Origin of the sequence: Bacteroides sp. AF39-11AC, assembly GCF_003474285.1 — a bacterium.
Classification (GTDB): domain Bacteria; phylum Bacteroidota; class Bacteroidia; order Bacteroidales; family Bacteroidaceae; genus Bacteroides.
This window is the reverse complement of record NZ_QROH01000004.1, coordinates 124,587-142,694: the sequence shown is the minus strand read 5'-3', so window position 1 is coordinate 142,694 and position 18,108 is coordinate 124,587. Positions and strand designations below refer to the sequence as shown.

Genomic DNA, 18,108 nt, shown 5'->3' with positions numbered 1-18,108 from the left:
CATTTCCTTTTCTACTTTCATAATCATAAAATTTAAATTGTTAGTAATATTAAAAATCTCTTCATTATTAACTGGTAATATGCATCTCTGGCTATCAAAAGAATCAAGTCATCCTTGGTAATAGCCTTGCAAATCTTTCTATAAAAAGACGAGCAAACCGCTTTTTCAGCCTGCAAAGTAAGAAACAAATTTCCTAAATATATTTTTAGTGTATTTCGTTGAATATCTGGATACTAATAATAAGTAAGAGGAGAAAATAGGGAAGGAATAGAATTTCCGGGAAATAGTATTAAACGATGTATAGGTTTAGTAATTAAGTAGTTGTGCCATTGATAGTTAATGGCAGTCCAAACTATTTATATATATTGGCACTTTATTCTGGCACCATATTATATAGCAATATAATATGGTAACATGCTTATTATCAAAACATAACGAGGTGGCCAAACGAGAAAACCCCTATTGCTACAAATGGAGTTAGCACCATTATCAGACACCGGCAATAAAAATCTTATTTACAGCTAAGTAAATAATTCCTTCGGTGACTCTTGGAGAGAAGACTCTCGATAATAATCAACTAACGCATGAAGGGAACCAAACCGTACCTGGACCGAGTCAAGTCCATACCAAATCCGTACTTGCTCCGTATAAAAGTACCTCTACATGGAGCTGGTACGGACTTGACATGGACTTGGTACGGAGCAAGACATACACATGTATGTGTAAAAGGGCACTCTTTTTCTTAAGACTCTAAGCTAGGATAGCTTTTTCTTTTTTCAGTAACCGGACGAAATCAGTCATCAGTTCTTTACTCGATGCTCTCATATAGCGCTGAAATGCTTGGAAAGAACGATGTCCGGAAAGCGACATCACGTAGTTAATCGGATAGCCACGTTTATAAAGATTGGTCACACAACTTCTTCTGGCCGTATGGAAGCTTATCAATTCGTATTTCGGAATTGTCACGATGGTAGTTTCTCCACCACGGTACTCCTTACGGCTAACAGCCTCATTAATACCGCATCGCGCAGCAAGAACCTTAATGATTTTGTTGGCCTTCACCTTATCTATAACCGGAAAGCCAATCTGCTGATAGTGTTCAATCAGTGGCGCTATTTCCTTCAATATCGGAATTTCAACCAGCTCTTTCGTCTTTTTCTGGTAGAGCGATATTACTCCCTTCCGTACGGTTGCTTTATTCAACTGCTGTATATCACTAATCCTTAATGCTGTATAACAGGCAATAATAAAAGCATCCCTTACCTCACGCTCCTGGTCACTCTCTGTCTTTGCCAAAGAAAGCTTCTGGATCTCCTTCTCTTGCAGATAAATCTGTTCACTCGAATCAGCAGGCAGTGTAGTCTGAACTTTCAAGAAATAGTTGTTGGTTGTCATCTCGCTGTCATAAGCACGATGCAACAGATTCTTGATTACTTTCAGCGTATTGATGATTGTATTCTGAGTATAATGCTTTCCGGTTTTCCCATAACTGTACCCGTAAAGGTAGTTGGTGAAATCCACAAAGAACTTTTTATTGAAGTCGTCGAACGAACCGATCGGCACTTTCCGTTGCTTGTCGTAATCTTCCAGACGCCCTAAAGCAGTGAGGTAGGTAGCCTTGGTACTTTCGATGCCACGTTTCCCTTTGCGATTTACATTCTTTTCATACTCGCCAACCAATCTTCTCAGACAAGCAATAGGATTTTGCAAAAGTTGTTCCTTCTGCAGGTTTTTATCAACGATTTGCCGGACAACAGCAGCCGACAAGTACTCGCCTTTCATAGCGAGTTGTTCGTCCATTTCGCATAAAGACGTTACTAAATTATCAATTTGTTCATTAATATATTTCAACCGAAGCCTCTCCCGTATGTTCAAGCCTCCATTCTGATAGCATCGATATGTTTCATGGTTCCAATACTGTGGCTCTACACGGAGTTTGGTATAAACCCTGATTCTCCGTTTATTGATAGTTGTCACAAGCATTATTTGCGTCAGTTTATTCTTTTCACTGACCTGCTTTAGATTGAATCTAATTTTCATTTCTTTTTCTTCCTTTCAGTTTAGTGGTAATTGTTCCATAATTATCAAGATTATAGTGATATATAAACAAAGAGTGCCCATCTTATTTTCAATAAGAATATATAAGAAAGCTATAAAAAAGTTTGTATTTATGCATTTTCGTTGAAAAGCATAAAAAAAAAGCTTTATTTTGTTTGCAGATGTCAATAAAATATCTACCTTTGGCTCGCAAAAGCGTGTAGAATAGAGATGTGTTTTCACGATAAAGGAGAATTTGCCATATTTTTACCCGAAAAGATAAAAAAATAACGAATTCTTTTGAATTTAGGAAATTTGTTTTTGGTGTTTTCTCATGATACATAGAGCTTAAGAGGTCTATATCACGCCTATTCGGTAAGAGAATTTCTCTTCAATGTTAACCTCAGGTATATATACAAAGAATGCATCTGCTATTTTCAATACAAAAAAGAGTGTACCAAAACAGAATAATCTAATTTATCTGATTATAATACTATCTCATTATATGCAATGAGTTATAGCAAACTATTAATATTTCTCCGGCAAATGTAACAGGAAAGAACTATCCTATGATTCCACAGTTACTTAAAGCATCCACCCACTTTTGGGTATCAACTAAGGCTTGATCTTTGGATATGCCGTAATGATTCATTAATACCTCTGCAGCATCTTCCAAAGAAAATTCTCTTCCTTGCAATTCTTTCCAAAGAAGCAGTGCTGTATTATTAAGTGAAATTACTTTAGTCATATCAGACTGGGACTTTCCTTGCTCGACGATCAGGTTCTCACCTGCAATCTCCCGAACTTTATAATTCTCTTTAATTTTCATAGTGACAAACGTTAAATTAGTGTTTCAAGAAATGCAAAGGTAAACATTCTCTTGAAAATTATATACTATAATATAAAAAAAGAGTCTATAACAGATTTAATTGTTTTTTATCAGTGATTATCTTCCATCTATTAAGGTGGCAATCTTTCTTTATGCGAGTATTAATTCGTCCCCTTATAGCGGGACGCAATGTTCCTTATAAGGGAACGCAATGTTCTCCATAAGGGGACGCAATGTTCTCCATAAGGGGACGAATTAATATTCGCTAATTCAGCGCCAAGTTATTACGAGGAAGGGAGGTGGTATAGCTACATGGCTTCACTGAGTGTGTTCGATGGTTCTTTGTAAATGCATTTCTTGTTGTTAGTGCCTAAAAATGGTGTCATTACTATTAAAAAAGTGAGTTTCTTGTCATTTATAAAATCCGTTTCTTATTGAAAATAAGAGAATTACTATCGTGTGCTCTTATTCTATAAGGTGCAAGAAAGAGGTGTCAATATATGCAGAGGACTAAAATAAGATGTTTTCTACTAAATATGTAATAAGCTGTGTGCTAATATATTGATTCATTCTTTTTGATTATAAAAAATTCTTTTCTTTTATTTTAAAAGGTTTCTCCTAAGTACATAACAGTCAGATAATCAATAAAATATCACTCAAATATATTTAGGAAATTTGTTTCTTACTTTGCAGGCTGAAAGGAGCTTTTACTGAGCTTTTTTATAGAAATATTTGCAGGATTGTAAGAACGGTCTTGATTCTTTTAATAGTAAAAGAGGTGCATTACTAGTTAATAATGAAGATACATTTTAATATTACTAACAATTTAAATTTTATGATTATGAAAGTAGAAAAGGAAATGAAGTATGAAGCTCCGGAAGTGGAAGTTCTGGAGGTGGTTGTAGAATTGGGATTCGCTGCAAGTGTTCCTGCTGGTGGTACTACGGATGAGCCTATGTAGCCAAGCTTAAGATTAGAATAGTAAATTAATAAACTAAAAAGATTCAAAAAGATGAAAACAAAATTCTTGTTTACGATGTGCGCTGCTACTTTATTCGTTGCTTGTACCAATGAAGAGTTTATTAGTGCACCGGAAAATAACTTTGCGGATAGAGCGAAGGTAAACGTGATGTTGGGAGCTGATATGGGAGAATACACTATTGGTGATGCTTCTACTAGAACTGTTTGGGAAAGTGGAAAATACAAATGGGAAGCCTCTGATGTATTAGGGGCATGTATGGTTGATGCGAAAGTAGAAGGCACTCCGGAATACAATAATATTGTTACTAATTACCCTTTCACTCCAGTGGAAACAATTACCACTCCCGTAGAGTCTGCTAACTTCAAGACAAATACTGCTGTATATGAGGGCACTTATGTTTTCTATCATGGATATCAAACAGATATGACCAAGGGGAGAAAGATTACTGTCAACTTTCCTGTCTCACAAGAACTCAATGCAGAAAAACCTTATGCACACTTAACTGCTAATAACTTCTTTGTGTCTCCACTCATTAAGATTAAAGGAGGTATTGCTTACGAAGCCAATAATACAATTCCTGTACAATTTACTTCTTTGTATTCAGGTTTTGCTCCAACATTAAAAAACACCAGTAGTGAAGAAGTTAAGGTTTCTAAGATTGAGGTTTATTCTGCAGCTGGATTTAAACTGGGTGGGGATATTAATACCGTAACAAGTATATTTGGTAGTGTTGTTGTATCTGATAATGCGGACCTAAAAAATGTAATTGGAGAGAAAGTCGAAACCATGAGAAGTGCTGATATTGATCTCTATGAAACTGCCATAACGGCAGCTAACAATATGGTGTCAATTACATTGCCTGATATGGTTATCGCTGCCGGTGCATCTCAAGAAATTCGTATGTTGTTCCCCGCAGGCTCATACAACCAAAATGATTTGACAATGAAAGTATATACCAACCAAGGGGTATTTGAAACAAAGGCAAATCCTGGAAATTCTGCTGTTAAATTCAATAGAGATGTGTTCAAAACCAATACTTATGAAATGAGTACATTTGAATATCCTGCAGAATTCAAGATTTTCAGCAAGAAAGATTGGGAATACGCAGTGAAATTTATCCAAGGCAATGCATATTACACAAACCATGCTGCTACATTTGCTTTACAAGCAGACGTCACGTTAACCGAAACAACCGATATTCCTGCATTCTCTATTTATGTGGATGCCAATAGCCACAAGTTAATCCTTGAGAAAGAAGATGCTGAATTTAAATTAGCTCAAGATTCATATGTCGGAGCATTGGAAGTTGCAGCAGGAACGACATTGAACCTGGATGGAAAATCATTTATTGAGAGTTTGACTAATGAGGGTACGGTAACCGTTTCGGGAATGGTAAGTAGCAAAGCAAGCGTTTCCGACTATGCTACTTGGAAAGGTACACCTAAAAACTACGGTATCTCTACACTTGTCAACAATGGTGTAATAGTGGTTAATGGTAAATTAGAATTAGGAGAAGTTACTCCAGATCTTGCTGCCAAATCCGAAATTATAAATAATGGTACTTTGGCTATCGTGAATAATGTAACTAATAGTGGTAAGATAACCAATAATAATCTGCTGACTGTTGCGGATAGTAAAGCACTTGAGAATGTTAAAGATATCGTTTTAGGGGAGAACTGTAAAGTTCAGTGTTTAGGCACCGCTGCATCAATCATCACTAATAATAATGCAGCAGCCATAATCACTTTAGCAGCTGTAAAGGATGTATTTGTAGATAATGCAGGTCATGCTACTACTACGGCTTTGATTGCTAACACTCAGGGTGTTACCAGTGTAGCCATCACTGCAGCTTCTAGCTTGGATGCATTAAAAGATATCAACGAAGTAAACAGTGCTACTATCAGTGGAAGCTGGAATAAAGCTGCAATAGATAAAGTAGACGCAGCTACCACCATCACAAACCTGATTATGGAAGATGCTACTATTGACTTGAATGGTGTTGCTGCTGGTTTTACAAATATTACAAATATTATTGTAAATGGTACTAGTGCCATCAACAACTCATCTGTTACAGCACAACAACTGGCAACAGCTACTGTCAATCTTACTATTGCTGAAGAAGCTACATTGTCTGTTGCTAAAAATGTTAAGTTCGGAAAAATAGATGCTACAACAGTTGCTACGATAAGCGTCTTGGGTAAGCTGGTGAATTCCGGCACTATTTTAGGAGATGTTACTGTAGGAGCCTCTGACAATACTTCCGCTACCATTACTAACAATGAAGATGCAATATTGACAGCAGGTAATGCAATAAGTGACGTTAATGTAACAATGACTTCAATAGACAACTATGGTAAGATTCTAAATGAAGGCAAACTATACGCCACAAAAGTTGATAATAAGGTTGTTGGGGTTTCAGTATTCCAAGGTAATATAACCGCTGTTACAGCTACAGTTACAGAAGCTGGATTTTAAGTCTATCTTTTTATCCAATCTTAATATAGAAAAGACGGAGGGGCATTGCTTCTCCGTTTTTCTTCTCAATATTTCAGTCTCTAAGTGTCTGCAAAAAAAGAATTGTTGATACGAATAAATACAAGAATCTCTTTTTTAATATTCATTGTCTATGCAAATGAATCGTAACATTTCAAACGATGAAAACAAAATACTGCGTTCCGGAAAAGCGGAAATGGATTGGCGGATATTGTACAGAAAAGTGTGGATATCCAGAAAATTGTTTCTGATGACTTGTGGCATTGGAGCCGTTATCGGGATAATTATAGGTATTAGTATCCCAAAGGAATATACAGCTAAGATTCTTATAGCTCCAGAAAATGCCCGTAAAAGTTCGTCTTTGGGTATAAATGCACTGGTTGCCATGACGGATGTCAATGTAAACTCTTCTACTGCTGATAGGGATGCCATATATCCATCCCTATATCCTATCATTGTTAATTCTACCCCATTTCTTATTCGGCTTTTTGAGGTAAAAGTACACGAACAAAAAGATACTGCTGCAATAACTCTTGCCCAATATGTAAAGGAACGGCAGAAAACACCGTGGTGGAATGCTGTTGCTTCAGCACCGTTCAGATTAATGAACCGACTCCTGTCTTTATTCAGGAGCGCACCGAAAGAGGAAGGAAAAAAGAAAAATACAAAAACAGATATCTTCCGATTGACTCGTGAAGAGATAGGTATAGCCGGTGCTATTGCTTCCAGAATAGCTGTCGAGATAGACCAAAAAAAAAGAGTGGTGACCATATCTGTCACCATGCAGAATCCGCTGGTTGCTGCCACTGTAGTAGATACAGTGCAAGCATGCCTGCAAGAGTATGTCACAGAATACAGAACAAGCAAGGCACGTAGGATTTTGAACTATACTGAACAACTTCGTAATGAAGCGCAAACAAAATACCATGAAGCGCAAATTCAATATGCTAACTATGCAGATGTCAACCAAAAGTTAGTGATACAGACTTCTCGCGCAGAATTGATCCGATTACAGAATGAAATGAATCTGGCTCATTCCACTTACAATCAAATGGAACAGCAAGTCCTCGTTGCCAAAGCTAAAGTGGAAAAAGTTACTCCTATAAATGCCATCATTCAACCAGCACAGGTTCCTCTTAACTCCTCAAAACCCAATAAAGTGCTGATTTTTATAGGATGTATTCTTTTATTTGGTGGAGGAAGTGTCGCATGGATTCTATTCGTAAAGGATTTCATGAGAAACATGAAAAAGGATAGTTTGTATACGGATGAAAGCCAATGATTAAAGAAATAATTCAATTGCTACCTGAAAGGCAACGCAAACGAAGCATTTGGGTGGCTTTTTCGGTATTGCTGCGTGCTATCCTTGATTTTGCCGGAGTAGCGGCACTGATACCTATATTGCTGGTAGTGGTAAAGCAGGATGGCGGACGGGGAAGGATGCTGACGTTGTGTGGTGCCGTATTGCTATTTGTTTTATTGAAGAATGCTTTGGTTACGCTCCTGGCACGTGTACAAAGCAATTATCAACTGGAAATCTACCGTGAATTCAGCAGACGGATGTTTGCCAATTACTATCATCGCGGACTGCTTTTCCTGAAAAGGAAGAGTAGCGTACAACTGGGACACGAGGTAAACTATGTTTGTTATACATTCAGTTTGTGTGTGCTGGCTCCGGTCTTTCGTATGGCGGGAGAAGCAGTGCTGGTACTGTTGATGGTATCGGCTCTTGTCGTCTGGGAACCGCTTGCCGGACTTTTGCTTTGTGCTTCCTTTATTCCTCTGGCCGCTCTGTATGTGGGTTTGGTACGGAAGCGTCTGCGCCGTTACGGCATGGAGGAATTGGAAGCACGCCGCAAGCAGAGCCGCACAGTGGTGGAGGCTTTCCGGGGATATGCGGAATTGGAAATTGCACAAGCCTTTCATACTTCGCTTACTTCTTTTGACCAAGGTCTGGAATTTATTGTCCGTAACCGTCTGCGCACAGAAGTGTACCAACTTTTTCCGTCCTTCCTCTCGGAAGTGGCGGTGGTAGTGGGACTGGCATTGCTGATTGGTACGGGAAGCGGTGACCTGGGATTGGTGAGTGGTGTATTTGCAGTAGCTGCTTTCAGACTGATTCCTGCCGTAAGAAGCCTGTTGAACAGTTGGGTGACACTACAGAACGCTTCGCATACCATAGCGGTGGTGGAAGAAGGCATCAACAATGAAGCACAGCAAGATGTGCAAGGCGGTCGGCGGCAGGAAGAGGGTGCATCGGAAGGTACATCGTTTACATTTAAGTATACACTTGAATTACGCGGACTCGGTTTCGCTTTCCCCGACGGAGACATGTTGTTCAATGGTTTAAATCTAAATATTAGTTGCGGTGAACGTATCGGAATACGGGGAGCAAGTGGAACTGGCAAATCAACCCTCTTTAACCTGATGCTCGGCTTCTTCCCACCTACTTCCGGCGAGATACTTATAGATGGCAGGAAACTGACTTCTACTAACCGAAGTGAGTGGCATAAACTGGTGGGGTACGTACCGCAGGAAATATTTATAATAGAAGGTACACTCGCTGATAACATTGCACTTGGGCAATCGCAAGTTGACCTTACAAAGGTGATGCAGGTTCTGGAGCAAGTGCAACTGAAGGAATGGGTAGATGAATTACCACAAGGATTGGACACCCCGTTAGGTGAATATGGTAGTCGGCTGTCCGGTGGTCAAAAACAAAGAATTGGTATTGCACGGGCACTTTACAAGGAAGCTGAAGTCTTGTTCTTTGATGAAGCCACTTCCGCTTTGGATAATAAGACGGAACAGGAAATTAATCATGCTCTGGAAACACTCTCCTTGCGTCACCGTGAACTGACATTGGTTGTCATAGCCCACCGTGAAAGCTCACTGGCTTTCTGCGACCGGATATTCGATCTGGATACATGCGATATAGTATATAACAATAAGGAATAAAAGAAATGGAACAGGATTATTTGATAGCCGGACATCGTATCCGGGTGGAAGGGAATGGATTGGTTGCGGCAATAGGTGCATTGACAGGATTCACCCCATTTAAGGTGGAGGCAGACGATGAGCCTCTTTGTCACTTTGTAGAATCTAACGCAGATACACCTTTCTTTAAAAAAATGTTATACACGAATGAAATAGATGGCATTGTCAGCCACTTCGGCCAATATCGCAATGGCTTTCTCTTTGTAATGCTGCCTCCTGAAGGTGGAACACTTGAGCTTTGGCTGAGCGAAGATAAGCAGGTGGTGAATTTCAAGGGAAATTATAACCTGCGGCTGCTTCGATTTGCATGCTGGATTGCCTATGGAGTGGCAACAGCACCTTTTAAAACGGTAGCAATTCATACCAGTACTATTGTATGCCAGAGTAAGGCGATTCTCTTTTTGGGAGAGAGTGGTACGGGTAAGAGTACTCACACCCGTTTGTGGCGCGAAAACATACAAGGCGCTGTTCTGCTGAATGATGACAGTCCTATTCTTCGCATCATAGACGGAGAACCATGGATATATGGTAGTCCATGGAGTGGAAAAACACCTTGTTACAAAAATGAAAGTTATCCGTTGGCGGCTTGCGTACGCTTATCTCAGGCTCCATTTAACCAGATTAAGAAACTCAGTGTGGTTCAAGGATACGGCGCGTTGCATCCTTCGTGTCCGCCTGACTTTGCTTACAGCGATGAATTGTATGATTACATCAGTGATACTTTGAGTTCCCTGCTTTCTGCGGTACCGGTTTATCATCTGGCTTGTCTGCCTGATGCTGATGCTGCGCACCTTTCTCATGATACGATCTTCGGAGTATGTGGTAAATAACGGTGTCCGATTGTAACTATTTCAAGGTCTTCGTGGAATTTGCAATCATTTTTATTACCTTTGCTTTGTGCAATATTAAAAGCAGGCAGTTATGAAAGCATTACCTTATGGAATATCGGACTTTCCCCGCATTATGCGGAAAAACTATTATTATGTGGACAAGAGCCGTTATATCGAAATGATAGAGCGCCAGCCGTCCTATCTGTTCCTCATACGTCCGCGACGGTTCGGTAAGTCACTGTTTCTGGCCATGTTGGAAACGTATTATAGTATTGATTATGCGGATAGTTTTGAAGAGATATTCGGAGAATTGTATATAGGCAAGCATCCTACGGAAGAGCACAACAAGTACATGGTTTTGCGATTCAACTTCTCTGCAATCAGTTCGAAGTTGGAGGATGTGGAGCGTTCGTTCTGCGAGTATTGCTGCATGGTAATGAAGAATTTCATCCTGAAATACGAGCACCTGTTGGGCAGTGATATTTGGAAGGTTGTCAATCCTGATGAGACCAATCCGAGACAGATGTTGTCTGCTCTTAAGGAATACGTCAGCCGTACGAACTGCCCGCGCATTTACCTGTTGATTGACGAATATGATAACTTTACCAATACCATCCTTTCTTCTTATGGGCAGGAGCGTTATCGGGAAAAGACACATGGTGAGGGTTTTATCCGTGGTTTCTTCAACAATATTAAAGATTCCACTTCCAATGCCGGTGCTGCCGTGGAGCGTCTTTTCATCACGGGAGTGAGTCCCATTACGATGGATGACGTGACGAGCGGTTTCAATATCGGCACGAATATCAGTATGATGCCGCAATTTAATGACATCATCGGTTTCAGCGAAGATGAAGTACGGGAGATGATTACCTATTACAAAGATGAAAACGCACTTCCGGCAGATGTTACGGTGGACGAGTTGGTGGAACTGATGAAGCCGTGGTATGATAATTACTGCTTCTCTTCCCGCAAATTGGAAGAACGGATGTTCAATTCGGACATGACACTTTATTTCCTGAATAGTTATCTGCAACAGCAATTACCCCCAGAGACAATGGTTGACAACAATATCCGTACGGATTACAGTAAGCTCCGTCATCTGATACGGATAGATAAGACATTCGGTGTGAACGCTTCCGTCATCCAGCAGATTGTAACGGAAGGTAGCATCACAGCACAGATCTCCACTTCTTTTCCGGCTGAAAAGTTGACTGATACGGAGAACTTCAAAAGCCTGCTGTTCTATTTTGGAATGCTATCCATACAAGGTACCGATTTTGGTAGTGCCATTCTTGGTATTCCGAACCTGACTGTACGCGAACAGCTCTATACTTATCTGGTAGAAGCTTATCGCGAAGCAAAAATGTTTGATCTGGACCTTTCTTCTTTTTCCGGCCTGGTGAAAGGAATGGCTCTTCGTGGCGAATGGGAGGCCGTCTTCCGTTTCTTTGCCCGCGAATTGGAACGTCAAAGTGCCATTCGCGAGTTCATAGACGGAGAGGCCCATATCAAAGGCTTTCTGTTGGCTTATTTAGGACTGACGCAGGGATATGTTCTTTTTCCCGAACACGAATCTTCCAAAGGTTATGCCGATTTCTACATGATGCCGGATTTACTGCATCAACCCGATATTGCCTATAGCTATATTGTAGAAGTGAAATATGCCAAACGTGATGCTTCGGAGGGAGAGATTGCTTCCTTGAAGAAGGAAGCCGCTGAACAGCTGGTGCGTTATGCAGCGGACGAAAAGGTGCTTCGCACCAAAGGTGGGACGAAACTGGAACTCATCACGCTGGTGTTCAAGGGCTGGGAACTGATTATTGCAGAAAAAATGTGATATTGTTATTGAGTCATCATTCCATAAGGGAGCGGGCATAGAATCCGCTCCTTTTTTTGCTTAATACATTTAGGGTTTCTCAGGACATGTGTCAGGTAGAAAACATGAGGTTATTGAGCGGTTGATTGTAAGCTTCTTTTTTGTTACTGGTGTCTGATAATGGTGCTATTCCTATGCTTGCCAGTGGACTTTTCTCTATTTAATAAAACAGCTATTGATTGTAAATCAGTGAATTAAATTAGTCATTTCTTATGCAGTATAGTGTCATAAAGGAGTGTCAATATGCATAAATAGATAAAATTTTCAATTTATCATTAGCACTATAAATGATTGTATATCAGACTTATCGTTTATCTTTTTCTTTCATTTGAAAATTCTTTTCTTCTTACTTTTCTCTTTCTATATTGATGGTAATATGCAGATATTCAGCAGAATACAATCAAGGTATATTTAGGAAATTTGTTTCTTACTTTGCAGGCTGAAAAGGCGGTTTACTATGCTTATTTATAAAGTAGGGATAGTAAAGTTCTGCAAGAATAAATCCGGTTATAGAATGATGAGAATAACATATTGATATTATTAACAATTAAATTATTTGTAAGTATGAAAGTAGAAAAGGAAATGAAGTATGAGGCTCCAGAAGTGGAAGTCCTGGAAGTGGAAGTAGAAGCAGGTTTTGGACCAAGCGGCGATGTACCTGGTGGTGGTGAAGATCCATTTTAGGTAATACTACTTCAATGAAACAATTTTTATAATGGCTTCTATACGCACGATTCAAACAATGATATACCCTGTTTCAGACAGTAACAATACTTATCCTTGTTGTTTCGTGCATCTAAGCATTATAAACAAAACAGTCTAAATAAAAAAAATTAAAAAAAATGCAGATGAAAAAAATTTTATTTTGCGCAGGCATATTAGCCTTAGCTGCAAGTTGTGCAGAGAACGAACTGGATTCAATCTCCGGACAAAAAGAAGCTACCAAAGGAATCTCTTTTGAAGGTGCATTAGTAGAAACACCGACTACAAGAGGAGATTTGGCATACGATGACGTTTCAGGAATACATAATTTCTTCTGGTATGCAGAAACGGATAAGATTAGTATTTGGAGTACAAATACGACAGCTACAGGTATGAATATAGGTAATAATACCACAAGTTGGGTACCTGCTAATAAGGCTATGTACAAAGCTACACAATCCAAAGCTAATGGTGTATTTACTGCTTATCAAGATGATAACATTTTGAATTTCCAACATGAGCCAGGAACATATGATTGGGCCGATCCTACTAACGAACAGTATAAATCACAATTCATAGCCACTTATCCTTCTACTGTCACTTTTGAAAAAGAGAAGGCTACTGGTGTGTATGAGTTCTCTGCTCTTCCTGAATTAACTAACCAAAATCAACAGACTCTTGACGGGAAAGATGTTACAGAGAAAATAATGATGCTCTCTCTTACTAAAGCCGTTAAAGAAAACTCTTACGATGCAGTAGGTGAGAAAATTGATTTGAAATTCGTACGTCCGTTTACTGCAGTAGTATTCAGAACTCAGGGAGTTGATGAAGAATATGCTAGTATTTTTGGTGCTCTTCAGAGTATTAAATTGGAAGCAAAAGGATATGACGAAAATGAAGATGGTGATACTGATGATGCAGAAGATATTACCCCCTCTTACTTAGATTATGGTTCTACAGCTCACTATCTCTATAATAGCGAAAAACCGGAAGAATCTAAACTAGTAAAGGCAGATGGTGATGATATCACTGATATGGGTACAGATGTTACAGGTGCTGCCACAAGCATAACCCTGCAGCTGAATAATCCCACAGGTCTTGACTTTGTAGATGGCAACCTCGCATACATGGCTATCAACAAAGTAGATCGTAAAGCCTTTCAGGAGGCCAACGTTAAAGAAACAATGGCTATGACCTTTACTTTTAAGAATATTGTTCTTTCTAAAACAGTTGAAACCAGCACTAACTGGCCTTCTACTATGAACAATAAGTTTATTGGTGGAGATGCCACTACATTAGACATCAACGACTTCGATTACTTAGTAACAAATAACAACAGTAATAACCGTACGCTGATTGTAAACAAAGGAACATTCTCTCAGATCTTTAATGAGAATGGCAAAGTTATGTGGAATAACGCTCCATGCGAACTTACTGAATTCGAAAAGATCATCTCTAAAGTAGAATTAACAGCTGATGAATTGACTACATTGGTAAGTTTTACAAATGCAAAGTCAATCACATTAACAGAGAATACCACTATTCCGGCAGCAACTTTCAAAAGCTTGGCTAGTTTAGAAACTATCAATCTCCCCAAAGTAACTACAATTGCAAAAGATGCATTTGAAGGAACTACATTAAAGAATGTAATTCTTCCGGCATACAAATTTGCTGACGAAACGATCAATCCTATCATTCTGAATGCAGCCCTCGAAACTTTGGATATGTCTGGCGTTGACCAAATGAGTGCAGCTTTCCCAGGTAAAGGTCTGAATCTTAGCGGCTACACCAACTTAAAAGAAGTAACAGTTAAAGATGGTCTACTGGTAGGTGCCAGCTCATTCAATGGTTGTAATGCATTGACAACTATCAATGGGGCTATCGAATTCCGTGAAGATGGTGCTGCCGCATTCAAAGGCTGTACAGCATTAACAGAAATCAATATTAAGAACACTGTTATTCCTGCTGATGCATTTAGTGGATGTACTAACCTGACTGATATTCTTAAAGATGGAGAACAAGTTCAGCCAACTTCTGTAGGAAGCCAAGCATTCTTAAATTGTACATCATTGAAGATTATGGACCTATCTCTTACAACTACGCTCGGCCAACAAGCTTTCAAGGGATGTACTGCACTTTATGGTATAGATGATGCAACAGAGGACAACAAGAAGATTCTACACGTAGGTGCTGCAACTATTCCTTTTGAAGCATTCGAAGGTTGCACAGCTTTGAGATATGTAAACTTCATGGAAGCCACTTCATTTGATGAAGATATTTTAAAAGGCTGTTCCGGTGGTGCGGGTGAAGCTTACCTAAAAGAAATTAAGTTCAAGCAAGCATTTACTATTGCTTCTGGCATAAGTTCCTCAGATACATTTGGTAGCGACACTAAGTATGTGAAGTTATTCATCAATCCAAATCAGGATGTAAGAACCTTTACTGACAACACTTTGAAGTTGAATGCTGCAAATATCACATTCTTAAGCATTACTAAAGAATAATCCTTAACCAAGATAAGTTCATCGAACTACTCTTAAATAATGCTACTTATCAGAAAGGTGAGGCTTATGCCTCACCTTTTTTAATCACCCAGCCTAATTTTCTGATTATTATTTATGAAAAGAGAAATGCTCGATCCCACCCAAACGGACTATATACTCTTACTATCTAAATTATGGGATGCCAGGATGTTTTTATTTAAAACAAGTATGGCAGGACTTCTCATCGGAATACTTATCGTTATCAGTATCCCCAAGGAATATGAAACGAGCATTTACACTGTACCCGAAAGTACATCAGGAAAAGTAGATACAGACGAAGGCTACTCATCAGAAGTGAGTATCGGAGGCAAAAAGATACAAGATGCTATCATTCCAAGCCTATATCCAGAGGTTGTTAGTTCTACCCCTTTCCTTCTATCACTATTTGACATACCCATAACACTATCCAACAATAAAGAACTAGGTACATTAACGCTATCCGAATATATGTCCACACACCAACGTCCACCTTGGTGGAATACTATCCGTGTTGGCATATTACAAATCATTAGCTTCCCAATCACCATTTTTAGCGAAAAAGAGACAAACGATACCAGCAACCTACGACCTACTAGTCACCAACATGGCGAAACCATAGACGTTTTCCATCTCTCCAAACGCGAAATTGCTATAGCTGCCGCAATCAATAGTAGAATCAATGTGGATGTAGATAAGAAAAAAAGAACAGTTACTTTACATATACGTATGCAGGATCCTCTTGTTTCTGCAACAGTAGCGGATAGCGTAATGGCTAAATTACAAAAATTTGTCTCAGATTACCGTACTAAAAAAGAACGTATAAATCTGGAGCATGCAGAAAACCTCTATCAACAAGCACGCAAAAGATATTATGAGGCACAAGAAACTTATGCCCATTTCGCAGATGCCAACCAATCCTTATCACTCAAACTTTACCAAAAAGAGTTATACAATTTACAAATAGCCAAAGATATTGCCTATAAAGAATACACCGAAACATTACAGCAATTGCAATTTGCCAAAATCAGGGTATATAAGAAACGCCCTGTGTTTGCTGTCATTGAACCTGCCACTGTTCCACTTAGTCCAGTTTCTCCCTCGAAAATAAAAATTCTATCAGGAATCTTCTTGCTATCACTAGCTATGGGATGTGGTTGGATTTATTTCAAAACTATGCCCTGTTACAACTATGATTAAAAAGATATATAAACTATTATCGGAACGCCAGCAAAAACGTAGTGTAGCAGTCATGTTTGTGGTACTGCTACGTGCTTTGCTCGATTTTGCAGGCGTAGCTGCACTGATCCCTGTATTACTGGCTATACTGGAACCCGATGGTAGCCGTGAGAAAATGCTGACACTATGCTGTATAATTTTATTATTTGTAATGCTAAAAAATGGGCTGGTTATATTACTGGCACGTATGCAAAGCCGTTTTCTACTAGATATATACCGAGATTTTAGCCGAAGAATGTTTGTGAATTACTATCGCCGGGGACTACTTTTCCTGAAAGGTACGAGTAGCCTGCAACTGGGGCACGAAGTGAATTATGTGTGTTACACATTCAGTTTATGCGTATTGGCCCCCGTCTTTCGCATAGTGAGTGATTCGGTGCTTGTACTACTGATGGTATCGGCACTTGTAATATGGGAACCAATTGCAGGACTTTTACTCTGTGCCGCATTCCTGCCACTGGCCGGAGGATATGTAGGATTAGTACGAAAACGTCTACGTCGTTACGGCACAGAGGAACTGGAAGCACGCCGAAAGCAGTTACGAACAGTAGTGGAAGCCTTTCGTGGCTTTGCAGAACTAGAAGTAGCACATGCTTTCCATACCACAATTTCCTTCTTCGACCAAGGCATAGAATCTATAACACGAAATCGCTTGCGAATGGAAATATACCAACTTTTCCCGTTATTTTTATCGGAAATAGCTATAGTCTGCGGATTAGCATTATTGATAGGTGCAGGACGTGGAGACCTTGGACTGATGAGCGGCGTATTTGCTGTTGCAGCCTTCCGGCTGCTACCTGCCATACGAAACATCTTGAATAGTTGGGGGACACTCCAGAACGCCTCGCACACACTAGAAATAGTAGCCGAAGGAATTGCTGATATACCGCAAAAAGAGATGGAAACGGAATCTCCCTTCACCTTCAGGCAAGGTATTGAATTGTGTGGTGTAAGTTTTGCTTTTCCGGATGGCCATATACTTTTTAGAGACCTGAATTTGAATATCAAACGTGGTGAATGCGTAGGCATACAAGGTACGAGCGGATCAGGCAAATCCACTTTATTTAATCTGATGCTTGGATTCCTGGAACCTATTAGTGGGGAAATTCGTATAGACGGAAAACGGTTAACAGTTAACAATCGGGAAGAATGGTATAAAGTGGCAGGTTATGTACCACAAGAGATTTTTATAACAGAGGGTACTCTTGCCACCAATATAGCCCTGGGACAGGTGCAGGTGGATTACAAAAAAGTGATGAACGTTTTGGAACAGGTACAGCTCAAAGAATGGGCAGAACATCTACCGCAAGGATTAGATACGCCTTTAGGCGAATTTGGCAGTCGGTTGTCCGGCGGACAAAAACAACGGATAGGAATAGCCCGTGCACTATATAAACAAGCGGAAATACTATTCTTCGATGAAGCAACTTCAGCACTAGACCATCGAACGGAACAAGAAATCAACCATGCCTTGCAAGAACTCTCTCATCAACACCATGAACTTACCATAGTCATCATAGCCCACCGTGAAAGTTCACTCGCCTTTTGTGACCGGATATTTGATCTGGACAGCGGAAATATATATACTAAAGAAAAATAAAGAA

Annotated in this window: 10 protein-coding genes; 8 read left to right on the top strand and 2 right to left on the bottom strand. The window is 39.5% G+C overall.

Annotated elements, in window-relative coordinates:
• Positions 1–750: 750 nt before the first annotated feature.
• Both DW036_RS09160 and DW036_RS09155 read right to left on the bottom strand, forming a co-directional pair.
• Positions 751–2,040, bottom strand: a complete 1,290-nt coding sequence (locus DW036_RS09160; RefSeq protein WP_118223954.1) for a site-specific integrase — start codon at positions 2,038–2,040, stop codon at positions 751–753.
• Positions 2,041–2,599: 559 nt separating this feature from the next.
• A complete protein-coding gene (locus DW036_RS09155; RefSeq protein ID WP_022393383.1) occupies positions 2,600–2,866 on the bottom strand; it encodes a PqqD family protein in 267 nt (88 codons plus the stop codon).
• Positions 2,867–3,878: 1,012 nt separating this feature from the next.
• Between DW036_RS09155 and DW036_RS09150 the strand changes: the two genes are divergently transcribed.
• The 8 genes from DW036_RS09150 to DW036_RS09115 all read left to right on the top strand — a co-directional run bounded on the left by DW036_RS09150 (position 3,879) and on the right by DW036_RS09115 (position 18,104).
• Positions 3,879–6,323, top strand: coding sequence for a hypothetical protein (locus DW036_RS09150; RefSeq protein ID WP_147401456.1), 2,445 nt, complete (start codon positions 3,879–3,881; stop codon positions 6,321–6,323).
• Between the two features lie 157 nt (positions 6,324–6,480).
• Positions 6,481–7,623: a chain-length determining protein gene (locus tag DW036_RS09145; protein WP_118422450.1), complete on the top strand. Its 1,143-nt coding sequence runs from the start codon at positions 6,481–6,483 to the stop codon at positions 7,621–7,623.
• The gene (locus DW036_RS09140) at positions 7,620–9,299 is read left to right on the top strand and encodes an ABC transporter ATP-binding protein (RefSeq protein ID WP_118463441.1); all 1,680 of its coding nucleotides are present in this window, start codon (positions 7,620–7,622) and stop codon (positions 9,297–9,299) included. Before DW036_RS09145 ends, DW036_RS09140 begins: the two co-directional genes overlap by 4 nt.
• A 5-nt stretch (positions 9,300–9,304) precedes the next feature.
• On the top strand, positions 9,305–10,168 hold the full coding sequence (locus tag DW036_RS09135; protein WP_118463438.1) for a hypothetical protein: 864 nt from the start codon (positions 9,305–9,307) through the stop codon (positions 10,166–10,168).
• Positions 10,169–10,259: 91 nt separating this feature from the next.
• Positions 10,260–12,005: an ATP-binding protein gene (locus DW036_RS09130; protein ID WP_118463435.1), complete on the top strand. Its 1,746-nt coding sequence runs from the start codon at positions 10,260–10,262 to the stop codon at positions 12,003–12,005.
• Positions 12,006–12,892: 887 nt separating this feature from the next.
• The gene (locus tag DW036_RS09125) at positions 12,893–15,250 is read left to right on the top strand and encodes a leucine-rich repeat domain-containing protein (RefSeq protein WP_118464260.1); all 2,358 of its coding nucleotides are present in this window, start codon (positions 12,893–12,895) and stop codon (positions 15,248–15,250) included.
• 114 nt (positions 15,251–15,364) lie between these two features.
• Positions 15,365–16,465, top strand: coding sequence for a hypothetical protein (locus DW036_RS09120; RefSeq protein ID WP_118463432.1), 1,101 nt, complete (start codon positions 15,365–15,367; stop codon positions 16,463–16,465).
• Complete coding sequence (locus DW036_RS09115) at positions 16,458–18,104, top strand: ABC transporter ATP-binding protein (RefSeq protein WP_118463429.1); 1,647 nt, start codon at positions 16,458–16,460, stop codon at positions 18,102–18,104. The genes DW036_RS09120 and DW036_RS09115 overlap by 8 nt, the downstream gene beginning before the upstream one ends.
• Positions 18,105–18,108 lie beyond the last annotated feature (4 nt).